Here is a 16091-nt window from a genome sequence, read left to right on the forward strand (position 1 = left end):
CCCTTTCCTCTTAAATAAAGTCGAGCGGATGATAGTCCAAGGATATATACAGACCTTTAGCCTGTTCTTTCTGGGTATTCATCAGCAGCTCATGGCACTTTTCTTTTAGTTTCTCTTCTTTTTTATATTTGATGATCGTCTGGAAATGATAGCGGTTATGTGTTCTGGCAATGGACTTTGGAGTCGGTCCTAATATAATAGCCTGTTCACTTAAGGACGGTTTCAAAAACTCTATGAATTCATGAATTTTCTTAGCTGCAGTCATTTCGTTCTCATGACTGACTGACAGCTTAAGCAGAAAATAATAAGGACTGTATTCACTGAGCCGTCTCAGATTCATCTCTTTTTTGAAAAATGAATCATAATCGTGATGCTTTGCTTTCTGAATGGCGTAATGATCAGGATTGTAAGACTGGACAATGACCTCTCCAGTCTTCTGTCCACGTCCGGATCGCCCACTCACCTGAGTAAGCAGCTGAAAGGTTTTTTCTGCAGACCGGAAATCCGGTAGTCCAAGAGATGTGTCTGCATTAATGACCCCAACTAGAGTGACATCCGGAAAATCCAGACCTTTGGCTATCATCTGAGTCCCGAGCAAGATATCAGCCTGTTTCTGTTCAAACCGCTTGAACAGTTTCTGATGTGCCCCTTTTTTTCTTGTAGTATCAACATCCATACGAATGATGCGGGCGTCTGGAAGATACTCCTGCAGTTCCTCTTCAACTTTTTGAGTCCCGGTACCGTAGTAACGGATCGCAGGGCTTGTACATTTCGGACAGTTTCTTGGAATCCCTTCTTCATGGCCGCAGTAGTGGCACTTCATTGTCTTAGTATCCATATGAAGGGTCTGAGATATGTCACAATTGGGACATTCCAGTACGTATCCGCAGTCCCGACAGAGGACAAAAGATGAGTAGCCTCTTCGGTTCAAAAGCAGGACAGCCTGTTCATTCTGATGGATGCGCTTGTCCAGCTCACTCAGGAGCACGTCTGAAAAAGTGGATCGGTTACCGTTTTTAGCTTCCTCACGCATATCGATAACCTTAACTTGCGGCATAGCAGCCTGGTTAGCCCGCTCACTCAGTTCCAGAAGGGTATATACCCCTTTCATCGCCCGCGCCCTTGATTCCAGAGAAGGCGTTGCACTTCCCAGCAGCACGGGACAGTTATGATACTGTCCTCGCCAGACTGCTACATCACGGGCATGGTATTTAGGAAACTCTTCCTGCTTGTAGGTCGTTTCGTGTTCTTCGTCAATGATGATCAGCCCGATTTTTTTTAATGGCGCAAAAATACTGGAACGGGCGCCTACGACTACTTGAGCCTGTCCTCTCTCGATCTTTCTCCATTCATCATACTTTTCGCCATCAGACAAGCCGCTGTGCAGGACAGCTACACGGTCTCCGAAACGTCCTTTGAATCGTTCGACCATCTGTGGGGTCAGGGCAATTTCAGGTACTAGCATGAGAGCCCCTTTATCCTTTTCTAGAACTTCAGAAATCGTCTGAAGATAAACTTCCGTCTTGCCGCTTCCTGTCACCCCCTGAAGCAGAAAGACTTCATGCTGTTCAGTCTTTACAGCCCGATCGATCGTGTCGAAAGCCAATTTCTGATCGGCTGTCAGAGAAAGCGGCTGGCTCTGTTCAAAAGTAATATCTGAAAAAGGATCTCTCAGGACTTCCTTCTCGACAACTTCACACCAGCCTTTTCCTTCTCCCGTCCGAATATGAGACAAGGCCAGTCCGTGTTCTTTAAATGCTGTGACTGGCTGCTCCTCTTCTTTTTCCATCTGCTGCAGCAGGTTTAAAAGGATCAGCTGCTTGTGCGCATTTGAAGGAATCCCCATCTTCATTTCTTCCAGGTGCTCATATGACAATAACGGTCTGACGTATTTTTCTTTTTTGACTGTACTCTTGTCTGTGACGAGGTAATCGATATGCACTTTATTTTCTTTTTCCAGTTTAAGGACAATATCCAGGTTGTCTGCTTTTTCAGCCTCTTCCCAGCTTATTCGATCTTTGCCTTTAAACAAATCGAACAGCAGGTCTTCATCAATTTCATCGATAAGACGTATTACTCTGACATAACGCGCTTTTAGTACAGCAGGAAGCATTGTCTGATAGCATTTGATCTGAAAACTGAAAGTCTGATAAGCCAGGTCTCTGCCAAAAGTAATCATTTCTTCACTCAGTACCGGCGAGTTATCCATGAGGGACTGGATTTCTTTTATATCGCCCGAAAAAGTCGTCTGATCACTGAAGCCGACGACAAAGCCCTGGACCGTTCGGCTCCCCTTACCCAAAGGTACGATCACTCTCATACCTTTCTGAATAAACGCTTCAAAACGCTCTGGGATTTTATAGGAATAAGGCTGATTTGTCTGTAACGTAGGCACGTCCACTATAACTTCAGCAAATAATGCCATCTGATTCTTCCTTTCAGTTCATATTAGTGACCAACCAGTCTATGACCTCGACTGAAACATCTGATTTGCTCCTCAAACTTATCGTAACAGGTTCCGACTTTCTCGACAGCATGGTCACTTCATTTTCATCCACATTGAAGCCTCTGTCTTTTTTCCCGACGTCATTGGCAATAATCAAGTCAGCATTTTTATCATTCAGCTTCTTTTCAGCGTATCGAATCAGATCTTCCGTTTCAGCTGCAAAACCGATGAGCAACTGATCTGGTTTTTTCTTTTCTCCTAGACTTTTTAGTATATCCGGGTTTTTCCTGAATGATAATGTGAGGCTATCTTTTTTCTTCATCTTCTGTTTTTCAACGGTAGCAGGCGCATAATCGGATACTGCAGCAGCCATGATCACTGCATCCGCATCGTCAAATTCATCAGTCACAGTTCTCAGCATCTCTTCAGCAGATTCAACAGGGACACGCGTAATATAATCTGGTGTAGCCAGCTGACTTGCACTGATCAATACCACTTCGGCTCCTCTCTTCCAGGCTTCCACTGCCAATGCATGGCCCATTTTTCCTGACGAGTCATTTGTAATATACCTGACCGGATCGATCCGTTCCTTTGTTCCACCGGCAGTCACAATGATTTTTTTGCCTCTTAGAGGAAGCTTCTCAGAGTGATCTCGGATAAAAGCTTCCAGCTCGTCTATTATTCTGGATTTTTCAGGAAAACGTCCTTCTCCACTGTACCCTTCAGCCAGAAACCCAGTATCAGGGCTCATGACAACTATTCCTCTAGCTGAAAGCTTCTCAATATTTTCCTGAGTCACGGTATTTCTGTACATATTTCCATTCATCGCAGGTACAGTGAATACTGGATGGGTCACTGCAAGAAGAGCTGATGTCACGAAATTATCAGCTAACCCATGTGCCATCTTTGCCAATGTATTGGCAGTAAGGGGCGCTACTATAGAGTAGTCCGCCCAGTCAGCCAAATTGATATGATTGACTATACTAGGGTCGTCTTCAGAAAATGTATCAATATAAACAGTATGTTTGCTCAGAATCTGAAAGGTCAGGGGTGTGACGAACTCTGCTGCTCCTTTTGTCATAGCCACCCTTACTTCTGCTCCATTTTTTATCAGTTCTCTCAACAAGTCCACTGCTTTGTATACAGCTATTCCTCCCGTTACATACAGGGCTATCTTTTTTCCATTGATCATTACGTCACCTCGGTGCTGTTTTTATTAGTTTACCAATTTTCAGCCTATGTGTCCTCATAATACTTTCCCAGTTTATACACTAGGAAAAAACCTCTGAACTTGTCCAGCAAAGAAAAATCTTTGATGAACAGACGATCAGAGGTTTCATTGATTTAATTTGAAAGACTATCCGGATCGATGACCAGATCACCGGATTTGATTTCTTCTAGGGCCTTCCCGACATTTTTATCACTCTGGTACGTTTCCAGCATAGCAGCTGACGGATTGTCGTGAAGTTGTTTGGCTCTCTTGGCAGCCAGTATCACCAATGAATATTTCGAATCGATCTTTTTAAGTAAATCATCCAATGAAGGGTATAACAGCATTTATTCCATCTCCTCTATAATTTCTGCGTACTCTCTTAAATTCCTTGTCACTTTGAGGTGTTCACTTTCTATGATGTTTCTGATTTTTCTTGCTGCATTTTTAACTGTATCGTTTTCTACCACATAGTCGTAATACTGAATCAGCTTAAGTTCTTCTACAGCTTTATGCATTCGTCTCTCAATCATTTCATCACTGTCTGTTCCACGGTTGACGATTCTTGACTTAAGTTCATCCAGATCCGGTGGCGATAGAAATATAAAGATTCCCTCAGGCATTTTTTCTCGGACTTTCAAAGCTCCCTGGACCTCGATTTCCAAAAAGACATCCCGACCTTCATCCAGCGTCTGATTCACGTACTCCAATGGGGTTCCATAGTAGTTTCCAACATATTCAGCATACTCCAGCAGACCATCTTCAGCTATCAGCTGTTCGAATTCTTCTTTAGTTCTGAAATAGTAATCAATGCCTTCTTTTTCACCCTCACGTCTCTTGCGTGTGGTCATTGATATGGAATAATCAAATTCATTTGAATAATTATCGAAAATAGCTTTTCTCACTGTTCCTTTTCCTACCCCGGACGGGCCGGACAGAACGATTAACAATCCTCTATCTTTCATTTACAAGTCCTTCCCAACACAAATTCTCCATGAAAACTTATCCCCAATTCTACCATATCAGACTGTAGAATTGAAAGTTAATTTTGATTTTACCTATACAAACCTAAATTTTTGTTCAAAAGATATTTACAGTACAAAGCAATAATGAACGGAAAAGGTCTGGTTCGAATCATTAGCTTATAGAAAGGGGTATCCCACTTCAGCTGCTCATCTTCAAGTCTCTCAAGAATCTGTATGACAAGTGTCCGGTTCGATATCAGCGGTAATCCTTCAAGAAATTCTTCGGTCCACTCTTTTCCACTTAAGAGAAACCTGGGTTCAAACTCATTTACAGGATTTTTCCGTTCTGCATCTCTCATTTTAATCAGACGATGGATTATCTCATTTTGAAACTTGTCTATACTGTATATTTTATCAGGGATCATGTTGAACAATTTACCTGTCAGTTCACATAAAGCTAGAGAAACAGTGGTTTCATCCACAGCGCTGCCCCATCGTTTCTCAATCTCTCTCAAAAGGATCAGCTGATGATTATCCCTTTTAATATATTCATAGACCCCTTTTGACCGTTTACCAGTCAAAAGGCCATTCAACGCGAGATAGAAGACAGAGGCGTCTGTTTCTACTGTGTCTGTATCATAAGTATACCATAGTCCTCTATAGAGATCCGGCCTGGCTAACTTCATAGTCTCGCAGTAGCCCAGTTCTATATTCACTTCTGTCCTGTTCGTATCAAACAGCAGCATGTCTCCAAGCGGCCACTTTGTTCGGATCAGCAGTGACTCGCATTTTTCTATCTGATGGTCATAATGGAGTAGTCCGGGGCCCTGGACATCAACAAGGACAATCTGGTCGGGCAATTTATCCAGTGCCATGTTTATCGGAATGTTATTCCAGTAGCCTCCATCGATGTACGGGGTCCCGTCGATCATTTTTTTCTGAATGGCTGGATAAAGTGACGCACTGGCTAGAAGGTAGTCATTAAGCCTGCCTTCTTCAATATCGTCCAGAAAATAATACTCGATTTCTCTCGTCTTCAAGTTGGTTGTCGACAGACCGAAAATTGTCCCGTCACTTCTTATCCTGCTCTCATCATCAATATACGTATCAATCAGAGCTTTTAGTGGAGCTGAACTAATTCCTTTTTCTCTGATTATCTTGATCAGAAAACCAGTCAGAGTACGTCGATAGTCTTTAAAACTGTCGATCGACAGTGGTGCATCGAGATCCAGAACCTTTCCGGTTTCAATTTCTTTCCACATTCTTTCCGCCTCAGAGACATTGCCGAGAATATACAGTGCGCCGTTCAGGGCACCTACAGATGTGCCTGTGATGATATCCGGAACATAGTCAAGCTCATCAAGAGCTCTCCAGACACCTATTTCAAATGAGCCGCGCGCACCGCCTCCACCAAAAACGAGTGCTCTCTTTTTATTCTTCTTTTCAAAAAAAGATGATGTCATGACTGTTGCCTCCTGGCTGATAGCCTATCTTCATTCTATTAAGTTCCTAGTTGTCCATACTATGTAAAAACAGTGAAAACAGATATAAGAACTTATGTCTTATTCTCCATTTTCACTGTAATTATCAACTGTTACTGTCCCATATCCTTAACTTTCATCAGTCGGGTAATAGCTGAACGTTCACTCTCATCAAGTTTCATACGAATAAAGTAAATCGTTTCCTCAAGCTGAGGAATGGTCATATATTCCAGAGCATTGACTCGTCTTCGTGTTTTTTCAATTTCATCTGCCATCAGCTGACAAGTTTTTTCGATTTCAGCGAGTTCAAGCATATCTGGCATGACATCGATCAGGTATTCAAAGGTCAGATCCAGTTCACCGTTGGAATTCAAATATCCATAGCTTAAGTCGGCTGCGTCGCTCGTATGATCATCATAATGGAAGTTCATCTGTGGTACGCGAACACTCATGATGTTCTTACGATCGATATTCAAGGATACACTTCGGCTTGGTACAGCCATCAGTTCTTCAATATAATTTTCATGAAGTAATGACTTGGCCATTGCGAATGACTGCATTGCTTTCTCGAGCTTTTCTTCTACCTGGTTTCTAAGTTCATTATTCTTTCTGATGAGCTGAATGAACTGACGCATCAGTTCATCCTGCTTGTCTTTCAGAAGCTTGTGCCCTCTGCTGGCAAGATTCAATCTTTTTTTCAGATTTGCCAGTTCCATACGAGTGGGGTTGACATTTAATTTAGCCATTTACCTCACTCTCCTTTTGGCAGATACTTGTCAAGCATATCATCCTTGATACGTTTCAGCTCTGCACGAGGCAGAACTTTCAGAAGTTCCCAGCCTAGATCCAGCGTTTCCTGAATCGTACGGTTAGTATAGTTCCCCTGATTCACGTACACTTTTTCGAATTTATTTGTAAACTCGACATATTTTCTGTCTGTTTCAGACAGTGCAGCTTCACCTAACACGGCAGACAGTTCCTTAGCCTCTTTACCCTGTGCATAGGCAGAGAAAATCTGGTTCATTGTAGGCGCATGGTCCACTCTAGTCTTTCCTTCTCCCGTTCCTTTATCTTTCAGTCGGGACAGAGATGGCAGAACATTGATTGGAGGCTGATAGCCCTGGTTATACAGGTCACGTGACAGGATGATCTGTCCTTCAGTGATATACCCTGTCAGATCGGGAATCGGATGGGTAATGTCATCCTCAGGCATGGTCAGAATCGGAATCTGTGTTACAGACCCTTTGGTTCCTTCCAGACGACCTGCGCGCTCATAAAGTGTAGCCAGGTTGGTATACAGGTAGCCAGGATACCCACGACGACCAGGTACCTCACGGCGGGCAGCAGAAATTTCACGCAGCGCTTCCGCATAGTTTGTCATATCGGTCATGATGACCAGAACATGCATGTCTTTTTCGAAAGCCAGGTATTCTGCAGCAGTCAGGGCCATTCTTGGTGTCGCAATACGTTCGATCGCCGGATCATCTGCAAGGTTGATGAACAGAACGGACCGGTCGATCGCTCCGGTTTTCTTGAAGTCATTCATGAAGTACTCGGCTTCTTCAAATGTGATACCGATCGCAGCAAATACAACGGCAAATTTCTCATCTGTATTCGTTACACTGGCCTGTCTGGCAATCTGTGCAGCGAGTTCTTTGTGCGGAAGTCCAGAACCGGAAAATACCGGAAGCTTCTGTCCACGAACAAGCGTGTTCAGGTGATCGATTGTAGAAATACCTGTCTGAATAAACTCATCCGGATAGTCTCTTGCAATCGGATTGATCGCAATTCCATTGATGTCCAGACTTTTTTCAGGAATCAGGTTCGGTCCACCATCACTGACTCGCCCCATCCCATCAAATGTTCGTCCGATCATATCTTCTGACACGTCTAGAGAGAGAGGTTTAGCCAGGAAGCGTACTTTAGTCTCTTCCAAGTTGATGCCTGTGGATCCTTCAAACAACTGAACAACTGCTTTGTCTCCGTTGATTTCAAGGACCTGTCCTCTTCTGCGCTCACCGGTCTGAAGTTCGATGTCGACCAGCTCGTCAAACTTGACGCCTTCGACGCCTTCGACTGTCATCAGCGGTCCGACGACTTCGGATACAGTTTTATACTCTTTAAGCATCTGGTTCTACACCGCCTTTCTCTAATACTGACTGAATGTCATCTTTCGTTTGATTACGGATCGTTTCGATCGTCTTGATATCATCTTCACTAATGTATTTCATTCGACCGACGCGTTCACGCACATTGTCTGTGCCTTTGATTATTTCATCATAATAAGCTCCCAGATCCATTGCACGAACAGCCTGATCTTCATAGTTAAGGATAGTAAACAGCATTTCATACTGCTTGTTTCTAGATGTATAGGTATCTACATCATCGAAGGCATTCTGCTGAAGGAAGTCCTCACGAACCATTCTGGCAACAACCAGTTTCAAACGGTCACGTTCCGATAGAGACTCTACTCCGACCAGTCGGACGATTTCCTGAAGTTCCGATTCATCTTGAAGTAAAGCTTTTGCTCTCGTTACCATACCGTTCCAGTCTTCTCCAAGCTGTTTCCCTACGTAGTCATTCATTTCATTGCTATACAGTGAATAGGAATTCAACCAGTTGATCGACGGGAAATGACGTCTTTGTGCAAGGGAACTGTCCAGACCCCAGAATACTTTAGCGACACGCAAGGTATTCTGCGTTACCGGTTCAGATGTATCTCCTCCAGGAGGGGATACGGCACCGATCGCTGTTATGCTTCCAGTACGGTCTCCAGATCCAAGCGTAACCACTTTACCTGCACGTTCATAGTATTCTGCAAGACGAGAGCCCAGATAGGCTGGATACCCTTCATCACCAGGCATTTCTTCCAGACGACCTGACATCTCACGTAAGGCTTCAGCCCATCTTGATGTCGAATCTGCCATGATTGCTACAGAATATCCCATATCACGGAAATATTCAGCAATTGTAATACCCGTGTAGATAGAGGCTTCACGCGCAGCAACGGGCATGTTGGAAGTGTTGGCAATCAGTATAGTCCGCGCCATAATTGATTCTCCAGTATTCGGGTCAATCAGTTCAGGGAACTCATTGATAACGTCTGTCATCTCATTCCCGCGTTCTCCGCAGCCTACATAGACCACCAAGTCAACGTCTGCCCATTTTGCGATCTGGTGCTGAACGACAGTTTTACCTGCTCCGAAAGGTCCAGGAACTGCAGCCGCGCCACCTTTGGCAACTGGGAAGAATGTATCAATAACTCGCTGACCGGTAATAAGCGGTTCTTCCGGGTTCAGCTTCGTCTTGATTGGACGGCCTCTTCTGACTGGCCATTTCTGCATCATAGTAAATTCTTTTTCGCCATCTTCAGTTTCAAGCACGTAGATTGGGTCGCTTATAGTGAAGGAGCCTGAATAAATAGATTTGATTTTACCTTTAACGCCGTGAGGCACCATGATGCGGTGTTCAATTACTTTAGTTTCCTGAACAATACCGACAATGTCTCCTTCAGATACTTCTGTTCCTTCTTCCAGAGAAGGAGTGAATTCCCACTGTTTCTCACGGTTCAGCGGCTCGATGGACATGCCTCGTTCAAGAAAGTTACTATTTGTCTTTTCCATAAATTCGTCCAGCGGTCTCTGAATTCCGTCAAACATCTGAGAAATCATACCTGGAGCAAGCTCAACGGATAATGGTTCACCAGTTGTTTCGACGACTTCTCCCGGACCTACCATAGACGTTTCTTCATAAACCTGTATAGAGGCAACGTCGTTTCTCATTTCAATGATCTCACCGATGAGGCCTAGTTTACCTACACGGCAAATATCCTGTATATTAGCTGTTTCCATCCCTTTTGCTGTGACCAAAGGGCCAGAAACACTTACAATCGTTCCTTTACTCAAAATCGTACCCTCCTATAAAATATTTTGACCCACTGCTTTTTCGACATTTTCCTGCACACGTTTCTTACCGATGCCACGTGAGCCTGTATGATTAGGGATCAAAATGATGGCAGGTTTCATTTTAGCGTCATAGCGTCTGATTGTTTCAGGGACTAATTCTGCTAATTGTTCTGTCAAGTAAATCACACCATAATCTTTGTCTGCCAGATTGTCGATGATTCGACGGGTCTCTTTCGCTTCAGATGCGAAGTAAACAGAAAAGCCGAGCATTTTGAATGCCAGAACGGAATCTTTGTCTCCGACAACTCCAATTTTATTGGGCATAGTTCAATCGCATCCTTTCTCTGATCGCATCAGCAGGTACACCATTTTCCTTACCTGATAGAATGAGTCTGAGATTTTTGACTTCTATTTCCTTGGCATAGAGATAAGCGAGCACCGGCATAGGACCGAAAGATTGAAGTCTGGCATCTCTCATCGTATTCATATACGCATCATCTGTCTGATGATCGATTCTGACAGATGATAATTCATTTGTTTCGGTATCGACCGACTGGTCAATTAGTTTTCTGTATTTACTTGTTCTAAAGTACTGTAGCGCATACTGCTGCCCATTATCTGCAATTTCGAGCAGATCTTCTTTAGGAATAGATCCGGAACTTGAAAGAACAGTCAGCAGAAAATTGCGTGTTCTATTCTGTTTCATTCCTCTGACCAAAGTAGATATGTTGTTATAATCTATAAGCGTTTCTATCAGTTCAGGCACGCCCTCTTCACCTGTCTGGTCAGCCAGAAGACGAAGATGTGTAAAGTACCGTCTGTCGAGTATGATATCGACAGACTGAACGTTCTGATACTGATCGTAATCCTCCTGAAGTTCATGGATGCTGTCCATATACTCAGCAGGAAGGACATCAGATTCACCTGTTCTGACTGCCTGTCTCAATTCTGATACAGGATAACGGCCGATCGGGATGAATAAATGATTCAGATCCTGATCTGTAAACTCCTCTTTAAAGAGAACTTTCAGATTGTGATAAGCATACCTCAATCCAGCAAGCTCTATAAGTTCCTTGTTGGGAACAATCTTTAACAGCTCCTCAAATGTCTGGTGGAGCTCATTCATGAACATCTCATCATAACTTTTATCTTCTTTGATTCTATCGATGTCATTCCTGTAAGGTGTTTCTCTCAGCACGTTGACAGCATCTTCAAAAGAATCGGCAGTCAGCATGCGTTCGAAATGAGATCGAGTGAGGAGATCGTTCTCGTAAATCCGTATGAGAACATTACTTGAACCATAAACGGTATCTTTCAATTGTATTCTCCTCCTTAAAATAATTCGTTAGATATATCTGGTAAAATGTCCGTTCTGGCATCTTCCACTAAAGAATCGAATAAGAAGTTGTATTCTATGCCATTTTTTTCAATAAGGAAGCCGGACTGTCCTTTTACAGTGTCCTTGGATACCAGAACAGCCAGCTCAGCAGGTTTATTAGAAGTTACCCAAGTTTCGTCAATAGAATGGGCAGACTTTTCTCCCAATTTCAACGTCACTTGTCCTTCTTTGTCGAACTGTTTCAATACGTTCGCAGTAAACTGTCTGAATGTCTCATCATCCAGATTATCCAGTCTATTTTTAGTCTCTTTGAACATCTTGTCCAGAATAGACTGTTTCGCAGCCAGCACCTCATTGCGCCGTCTGATGTCCAATGTGTTTCTTCGAATCGTGTAATCATGTTCGGCATCTGCTTTGATCTGCTCCTTAGCTTGTAGGCGTTTCTGTACCTCTTCTGCTTCGGCAGCTTGAATCTCATCTTCAGCTTGTTTTTTAGCTTCTTCAATTTCCTTTCGGATAGCCGCTTTTTCTTTTTCAACGACTCGTTCAGTCAGTAATTTTAAATCTGCCATGATTTCCCTCCTGTTCAGAGTAATAATAATGAAATGAAACAAGGAATTCAGTTTATTAAGTGACAGATAGCTGTCTGATCACTGAATTCTAAATTCCTTTCTCTCATTTATTACATGAAGATTATCATCATCAGGGAAGTAACGAAACCTAAAATTGCATATGTTTCAACCATCGCTGAATAAATGATCCCTTTAGTTGTGTGTTCAGGTTTTTGAGCTAGGATCTGCATTGCAGCTACTGAGACACGACCCTGAAGCGTACCGGATGTCAGTCCAGTAAATCCTACAGGAAGTCCGACCATCAGATAGTACCATCCAGTTGATACGTCAAGGTTAGTAGACAAGTTGATAATAATCAGCAGTCCGATAACGAAACCGTAAAGTCCCTGTGTTGCTGGAAGCATCTGTAGAACAAGTGCACGACCGAATTTTTCCGGCTGTTCTTTTGTTAAGGCAGCCGCTGCTTCACCTGCAGATCCTACTCCTCTTGATGATCCGATACCAGAAAGAATAACTGCCAGAGCGACACCTACTGCACCAAATACAAAACCTAAATTATCTCCAAAAAACAGTTCAAAGTTACTCATTATTTTTTTCCTCCATTATTATAAAATATAGTTTTAACCGTTGTTATTGTCTTCCATCCAGACATGTTTCTCAAGCATTTTGAGTGGAGTCAGTGGTCTGCCTCCGCCTTCGAAGAACTTGCCGAAGAACTCAACATACTGCAGTCTGGAAGTATGGACATAAGCACTTAAGAATGTCAGTGCTATGTTCAGTGCCTGCAGGGCAATAATGATTAGAACCCCAACCGTAAATCGTGCTATAGGCGGAAGGAACCCGATGATCATATTAAATGCCATCGCAATATTTGCACTGGCTACTGCAAGAGCCATCAATCTTGTGTAACTGACGATATCTCCTACATAACCAGATATTCCATATAAATTGTAAGCCCCGAGTCCTATCCCCAGTGCTTTGTTGGAATTGGAAATTGCTGATACGACAAGGATCCCTACTGCGTTAAGAACCACAAGTCCGATACCTATCTGCGTAAGCAGCGGCATGTTCAGCAGCATGGCTCCACCGACCCATAGGATGAAACCGATCAGCATAAGGAACCAGGCATAGCCATCGACGTATGAAGAGGCTCTCTGTCCCTGCTTTCCTTTGATGATTCCATTCAAGACGAGCCCGTAAAGCAGCTGGATCAGTCCGAGCACAACTGAAAATGCCATAATTTCAAGTACATCATCCTGTAAGGAGAAGACTTGTATGGGCAGCTCTATTCCGAAGAAACTTCCGAAAAATACTCCGAAGGCCATCGTCGGAAACGAGAGGGTGTAAAGAAACTTCAAGAAGTTCCCCATTGACCCTTCTATGTTGAATGCCTTCAAGGCGAACAATGTGACTCCAAAGAGCAGCATACCGTAGCCAAGGTCGGCGGCCATCATGCCGAAGAATACCATAAAGAACGGCATCATCAACGGTGTGGGGTCGACTTCGTTGTATTTTGGATAACTGAACATCTCTGTAATCATCTCGAATGGTCGGACAAAACTGTTATTCTTCAGCACGACAGGAACATCATTGTATTCCTTCATCATTATATCTTCGGATAGAATAGCGACTTCGCTCTCGCCGATCGTCTGATCGATGTTAGCCTTTAAAGAATCCACTTTCTCTTCCTCTATCCATCCAGATAGAAGGAACAGGTGATGGCTTTCTAGAAGAAGATTGTGTGCTTTTTCTCGTTCAGACAGATTGTAGTAATATTCCTCAGCGAGCTCCAGGTTCCTGTAGAGACTTGTCCATTTCTTCATCTCAGCAATTATCTTTTCTTTATCACCTCTGACTTGCTTCTGTTCGGTAAGATTACGGTATAACTCATCTTCCGGAAGAAGTTCATGTGTATATGTCAGTTCTCTGTAACTGTATTGAGCGACAAGATCATCAAACTGCTTTCTCTCGGTTTTAGGAAGAATGATGAGATAAGCGACTTCGTCACTTCTTCTATATACTTCGTCATAATATATTCTGCCATTATCACGTAAACCCTCAACAAGTGCTTCTGATTGTTCTTTATCAACGGTTCCCACCAGAACATCCATCAGTCTGAAATGACTGACCTCTTCAGACTTGAAACTAAGTGCCCGCCACTTTCTCAGGAATTCTTCTTCCTGTTTGAGGTCTTTCATTTTCTCATCCAGATTGTTGAGCTGCTTTTCCTTCAGGGATACTTGCTCCAGAAGAGCATCAACGTCTGCACTCTCTACAATGCTTTCAAGTTCTTTTAATGAAAATACTTCTTTCTTAGTTTTAAGGCGCTCAATCAGACCCGGCTGTTCGACGTAGTCCTGTAAGTAATTGATTGCATATTCAATATCCTGCAGTCTGGCCTGACTGTCATTAGACAAATGACGCGAAGCACTCGTATCGAAGTCATTCAGCAGACTTTCCTCCAGAACTTCTGCTACAGGAATGATTTCAAGACTCTGCATTTCCTGGACACTCTTCAAAACAGCTTCTTTATTAGTATGTTCTGCTAATAAAGTCAGTTTTTTCATTTTAGCTATTGCCATATCGACGCAATACCTCCTCTGCTATTCGACTGGCTAGTCTGTCTTTTTCCGATTCATAGGTGCCATTGAAACGGTTGATATCTTCATTGATCTGCTCTTCAAACACTTTCTCGTCTTCTTCCAGCCTGGACTCGACTTGTTCTTGCCGCTCTTTTCTAAAAGCAGCCAGTTCGTGTTCGGTCTGTTCGGTTATCTTATCCATTCGAAGAGCAGTCCCAGCCTTGATATCTTTTATCTCTTTTTCCGCATTGGCTCTAAGTTCTTCAACTCTAGCCTCAGCATCTTTAACATAATTAATTGCTTCACGGTTCACTTTATATTCCCCCTTTCAAAAAAAGGGCGCGGCTAACAGGCCTTCTTCTCGCCCTAGAAGAAAATAACCTTGAAAGCTCACGCCCAACCGCATTGATATAAATTGTACTAACAAAATTTATAATAGCATACTCTCAAAATTAGTGTCAACTTAAACTTATCAGCAGTCTCTTTATTCATGACTGCGGTGACGAGAGATCTAAACGGTTACCGTTCTTCTCCATAACTGAAGACGGATAAAGAGCCAAATCCTGTATGGGCTGCGATTGTGGGACCGTAACTTGATATGATGATTTCCTTAGGGCTCACTTTTTCAAGCAGTTTCTCTCTGACAAAGTCAGCATCTTCAGGTACTCCAACATGACCGATAAAGACCGCATGATCCTCTTCATCTCTGATGTTTTTAACTGTCTGATCGATAAGGAACTGAAGCGACTTCTTCCTGCCTCGAACTTTTGAGAACGGGACAAGCTTCCCTTCACGGTTCAAGATGATGATGGGCTTAACATTGAGCAGTGAACCTACTGTCGCTGCAGTAGCTGAGATTCTTCCCCCACGTTGAAGATGTTTAATGTCATCTACGGTAACCCAGGAGTGATAGTTCAACTTATTATCCTCGACCCACTTGACCAGATCTTCCTTACTCATACCTGCCTCTTTTTTGAGTGCAGCTTCATAGACCAGTAGACCTTCCCCCAGGCTGGCTGCCCTTGTGTCGATAATGGTCAGATCCACATCATCATATTCTTCTTCAAGCATCTGTTTAGCTTGACGGGCACTATTAAGTGACCCACTAAGTTCAGAAGAAAACCCTAAGTAAATAACCGGCTTACCTTCTTCTACATACTTCTTAAATTTTTCGAGATAGGCATGAACGTTGATTTGTGAGGTTGAAGCAGTCTCACCTTCTTTAAGTCGATTAAAAAAGGACGTCTTATCAAACGTTTTTCCCATATCGTCGATCAGCTCTTTTCCACTGATAGTAATTGTGAAGTTGACAATATCCAAGTCGAATCTTTCCACTAGTTCCAGCGGAAGATCACAACAGGAATCGGTTATCAGCTGATAATCCATAAAATACCCACTCCTTATAATGTATTCATTTCTATTATACGTTTTTTTTAGTTAAATTGAAACAAAAGCACTAAAATCGTATGTGTCAAGACTTTGGCGGAAACTTTTTTTCTAGAGATGGTAACTCTTCAATTTTAATATTAAAATGGCTCATTCTGTGTGTTTCATTACCCAAACATTTTCTTCAGTTGTCCCATTGGACTTG

General features: G+C 42.9%; 15 protein-coding genes and 1 other annotated feature. All 15 genes read right to left on the reverse strand.

Going from position 1 to position 16091, the window contains the following annotated elements; translation table 11 throughout:
• Positions 1–10 precede the first annotated feature (10 nt).
• Positions 11–2425 carry a primosomal protein N' gene (priA, locus tag ACYQ2O_RS00255; RefSeq protein ID WP_459795780.1) on the reverse strand — a complete coding sequence of 805 codons (2415 nt, stop codon included), beginning with the start codon at positions 2423–2425 and terminating at the stop codon, positions 11–13.
• Between the two features lie 13 nt (positions 2426–2438).
• The gene (coaBC, locus tag ACYQ2O_RS00260; protein WP_459795781.1) at positions 2439–3638 is read right to left on the reverse strand and encodes a bifunctional phosphopantothenoylcysteine decarboxylase/phosphopantothenate--cysteine ligase CoaBC; all 1200 of its coding nucleotides are present in this window, start codon (positions 3636–3638) and stop codon (positions 2439–2441) included.
• 152 nt (positions 3639–3790) lie between these two features.
• On the reverse strand, positions 3791–4003 hold the full coding sequence (gene rpoZ / locus ACYQ2O_RS00265; RefSeq protein ID WP_459795782.1) for a DNA-directed RNA polymerase subunit omega: 213 nt from the start codon (positions 4001–4003) through the stop codon (positions 3791–3793).
• Complete coding sequence (gene gmk / locus ACYQ2O_RS00270) at positions 4004–4621, reverse strand: guanylate kinase (RefSeq protein WP_091265014.1); 618 nt, start codon at positions 4619–4621, stop codon at positions 4004–4006.
• Positions 4622–4710: 89 nt separating this feature from the next.
• A complete protein-coding gene (locus ACYQ2O_RS00275; protein ID WP_346024672.1) occupies positions 4711–6084 on the reverse strand; it encodes a patatin-like phospholipase family protein in 1374 nt (457 codons plus the stop codon).
• A 131-nt stretch (positions 6085–6215) separates the two neighbouring features.
• On the reverse strand, positions 6216–6848 hold the full coding sequence (locus ACYQ2O_RS00280) for a V-type ATP synthase subunit D (RefSeq protein ID WP_346024671.1): 633 nt from the start codon (positions 6846–6848) through the stop codon (positions 6216–6218).
• Positions 6849–6853: 5 nt separating this feature from the next.
• Positions 6854–8230 (reverse strand): V-type ATP synthase subunit B, encoded by a 1377-nt coding sequence (locus tag ACYQ2O_RS00285; RefSeq protein ID WP_459795783.1) that lies wholly within the window; start codon positions 8228–8230, stop codon positions 6854–6856.
• Positions 8223–9953: a V-type ATP synthase subunit A gene (locus ACYQ2O_RS00290; protein WP_459795784.1), complete on the reverse strand. Its 1731-nt coding sequence runs from the start codon at positions 9951–9953 to the stop codon at positions 8223–8225. Before ACYQ2O_RS00290 ends, ACYQ2O_RS00285 begins: the two co-directional genes overlap by 8 nt.
• 66 nt (positions 9954–10019) lie before the next feature.
• A complete protein-coding gene (locus ACYQ2O_RS00295) occupies positions 10020–10331 on the reverse strand; it encodes a V-type ATP synthase subunit F (protein ID WP_346024668.1) in 312 nt (103 codons plus the stop codon).
• On the reverse strand, positions 10321–11325 hold the full coding sequence (locus ACYQ2O_RS00300; protein ID WP_346024667.1) for a V-type ATP synthase subunit C: 1005 nt from the start codon (positions 11323–11325) through the stop codon (positions 10321–10323). The genes ACYQ2O_RS00295 and ACYQ2O_RS00300 overlap by 11 nt, the downstream gene beginning before the upstream one ends.
• A gap of 14 nt (positions 11326–11339) precedes the next feature.
• The gene (locus ACYQ2O_RS00305; RefSeq protein ID WP_346024666.1) at positions 11340–11918 is read right to left on the reverse strand and encodes a V-type ATP synthase subunit E; all 579 of its coding nucleotides are present in this window, start codon (positions 11916–11918) and stop codon (positions 11340–11342) included.
• Positions 11919–12028: 110 nt separating this feature from the next.
• On the reverse strand, positions 12029–12505 hold the full coding sequence (locus tag ACYQ2O_RS00310) for a V-type ATP synthase subunit K (RefSeq protein WP_346024665.1): 477 nt from the start codon (positions 12503–12505) through the stop codon (positions 12029–12031).
• Between the two features lie 33 nt (positions 12506–12538).
• The gene (locus tag ACYQ2O_RS00315) at positions 12539–14500 is read right to left on the reverse strand and encodes a V-type ATP synthase subunit I (protein ID WP_346024664.1); all 1962 of its coding nucleotides are present in this window, start codon (positions 14498–14500) and stop codon (positions 12539–12541) included.
• Positions 14487–14813, reverse strand: coding sequence for a hypothetical protein (locus ACYQ2O_RS00320; RefSeq protein WP_346024663.1), 327 nt, complete (start codon positions 14811–14813; stop codon positions 14487–14489). Before ACYQ2O_RS00320 ends, ACYQ2O_RS00315 begins: the two co-directional genes overlap by 14 nt.
• Positions 14814–14855: 42 nt before the next feature.
• Positions 14856–14902: a sequence feature (sodium ion sensor (DUF1646 type); this cis-regulatory element may regulate processes involved in with the transportation of sodium ions), on the reverse strand.
• A 117-nt stretch (positions 14903–15019) separates the two neighbouring features.
• Entirely contained in the window at positions 15020–15886 is an 867-nt protein-coding gene (locus ACYQ2O_RS00325) for a DegV family protein (protein ID WP_091264991.1), read from the reverse strand.
• Positions 15887–16091: the final 205 nt, after the last annotated feature.

This window comes from Alkalibacterium sp. m-11 (assembly GCF_054658155.1).

Excerpts from the sequence above, each read along its gene's own strand:
- ACYQ2O_RS00290 (WP_459795784.1), bottom strand. The coding sequence starts at position 9,953 with ATGGAAACAGCTAATATACAGGATATTTGCCGTGTAGGTAAACTAGGC.
- ACYQ2O_RS00280 (WP_346024671.1), bottom strand. The coding sequence starts at position 6,848 with ATGGCTAAATTAAATGTCAACCCCACTCGTATGGAACTGGCAAATCTG.
- ACYQ2O_RS00310 (WP_346024665.1), bottom strand. The coding sequence starts at position 12,505 with ATGAGTAACTTTGAACTGTTTTTTGGAGATAATTTAGGTTTTGTATTT.
- ACYQ2O_RS00305 (WP_346024666.1), bottom strand. The coding sequence starts at position 11,918 with ATGGCAGATTTAAAATTACTGACTGAACGAGTCGTTGAAAAAGAAAAA.
- coaBC (WP_459795781.1), bottom strand. The coding sequence starts at position 3,638 with ATGATCAATGGAAAAAAGATAGCCCTGTATGTAACGGGAGGAATAGCT.
- ACYQ2O_RS00325 (WP_091264991.1), bottom strand. The coding sequence starts at position 15,886 with ATGGATTATCAGCTGATAACCGATTCCTGTTGTGATCTTCCGCTGGAA.
- ACYQ2O_RS00275 (WP_346024672.1), bottom strand. The coding sequence starts at position 6,084 with ATGACATCATCTTTTTTTGAAAAGAAGAATAAAAAGAGAGCACTCGTT.
- rpoZ (WP_459795782.1), bottom strand. The coding sequence starts at position 4,003 with ATGCTGTTATACCCTTCATTGGATGATTTACTTAAAAAGATCGATTCG.
- ACYQ2O_RS00295 (WP_346024668.1), bottom strand. The coding sequence starts at position 10,331 with ATGCCCAATAAAATTGGAGTTGTCGGAGACAAAGATTCCGTTCTGGCA.
- gmk (WP_091265014.1), bottom strand. The coding sequence starts at position 4,621 with ATGAAAGATAGAGGATTGTTAATCGTTCTGTCCGGCCCGTCCGGGGTA.
- priA (WP_459795780.1), bottom strand. The coding sequence starts at position 2,425 with ATGGCATTATTTGCTGAAGTTATAGTGGACGTGCCTACGTTACAGACA.
- ACYQ2O_RS00285 (WP_459795783.1), bottom strand. The coding sequence starts at position 8,230 with ATGCTTAAAGAGTATAAAACTGTATCCGAAGTCGTCGGACCGCTGATG.
- ACYQ2O_RS00315 (WP_346024664.1), bottom strand. The coding sequence starts at position 14,500 with ATGGCAATAGCTAAAATGAAAAAACTGACTTTATTAGCAGAACATACT.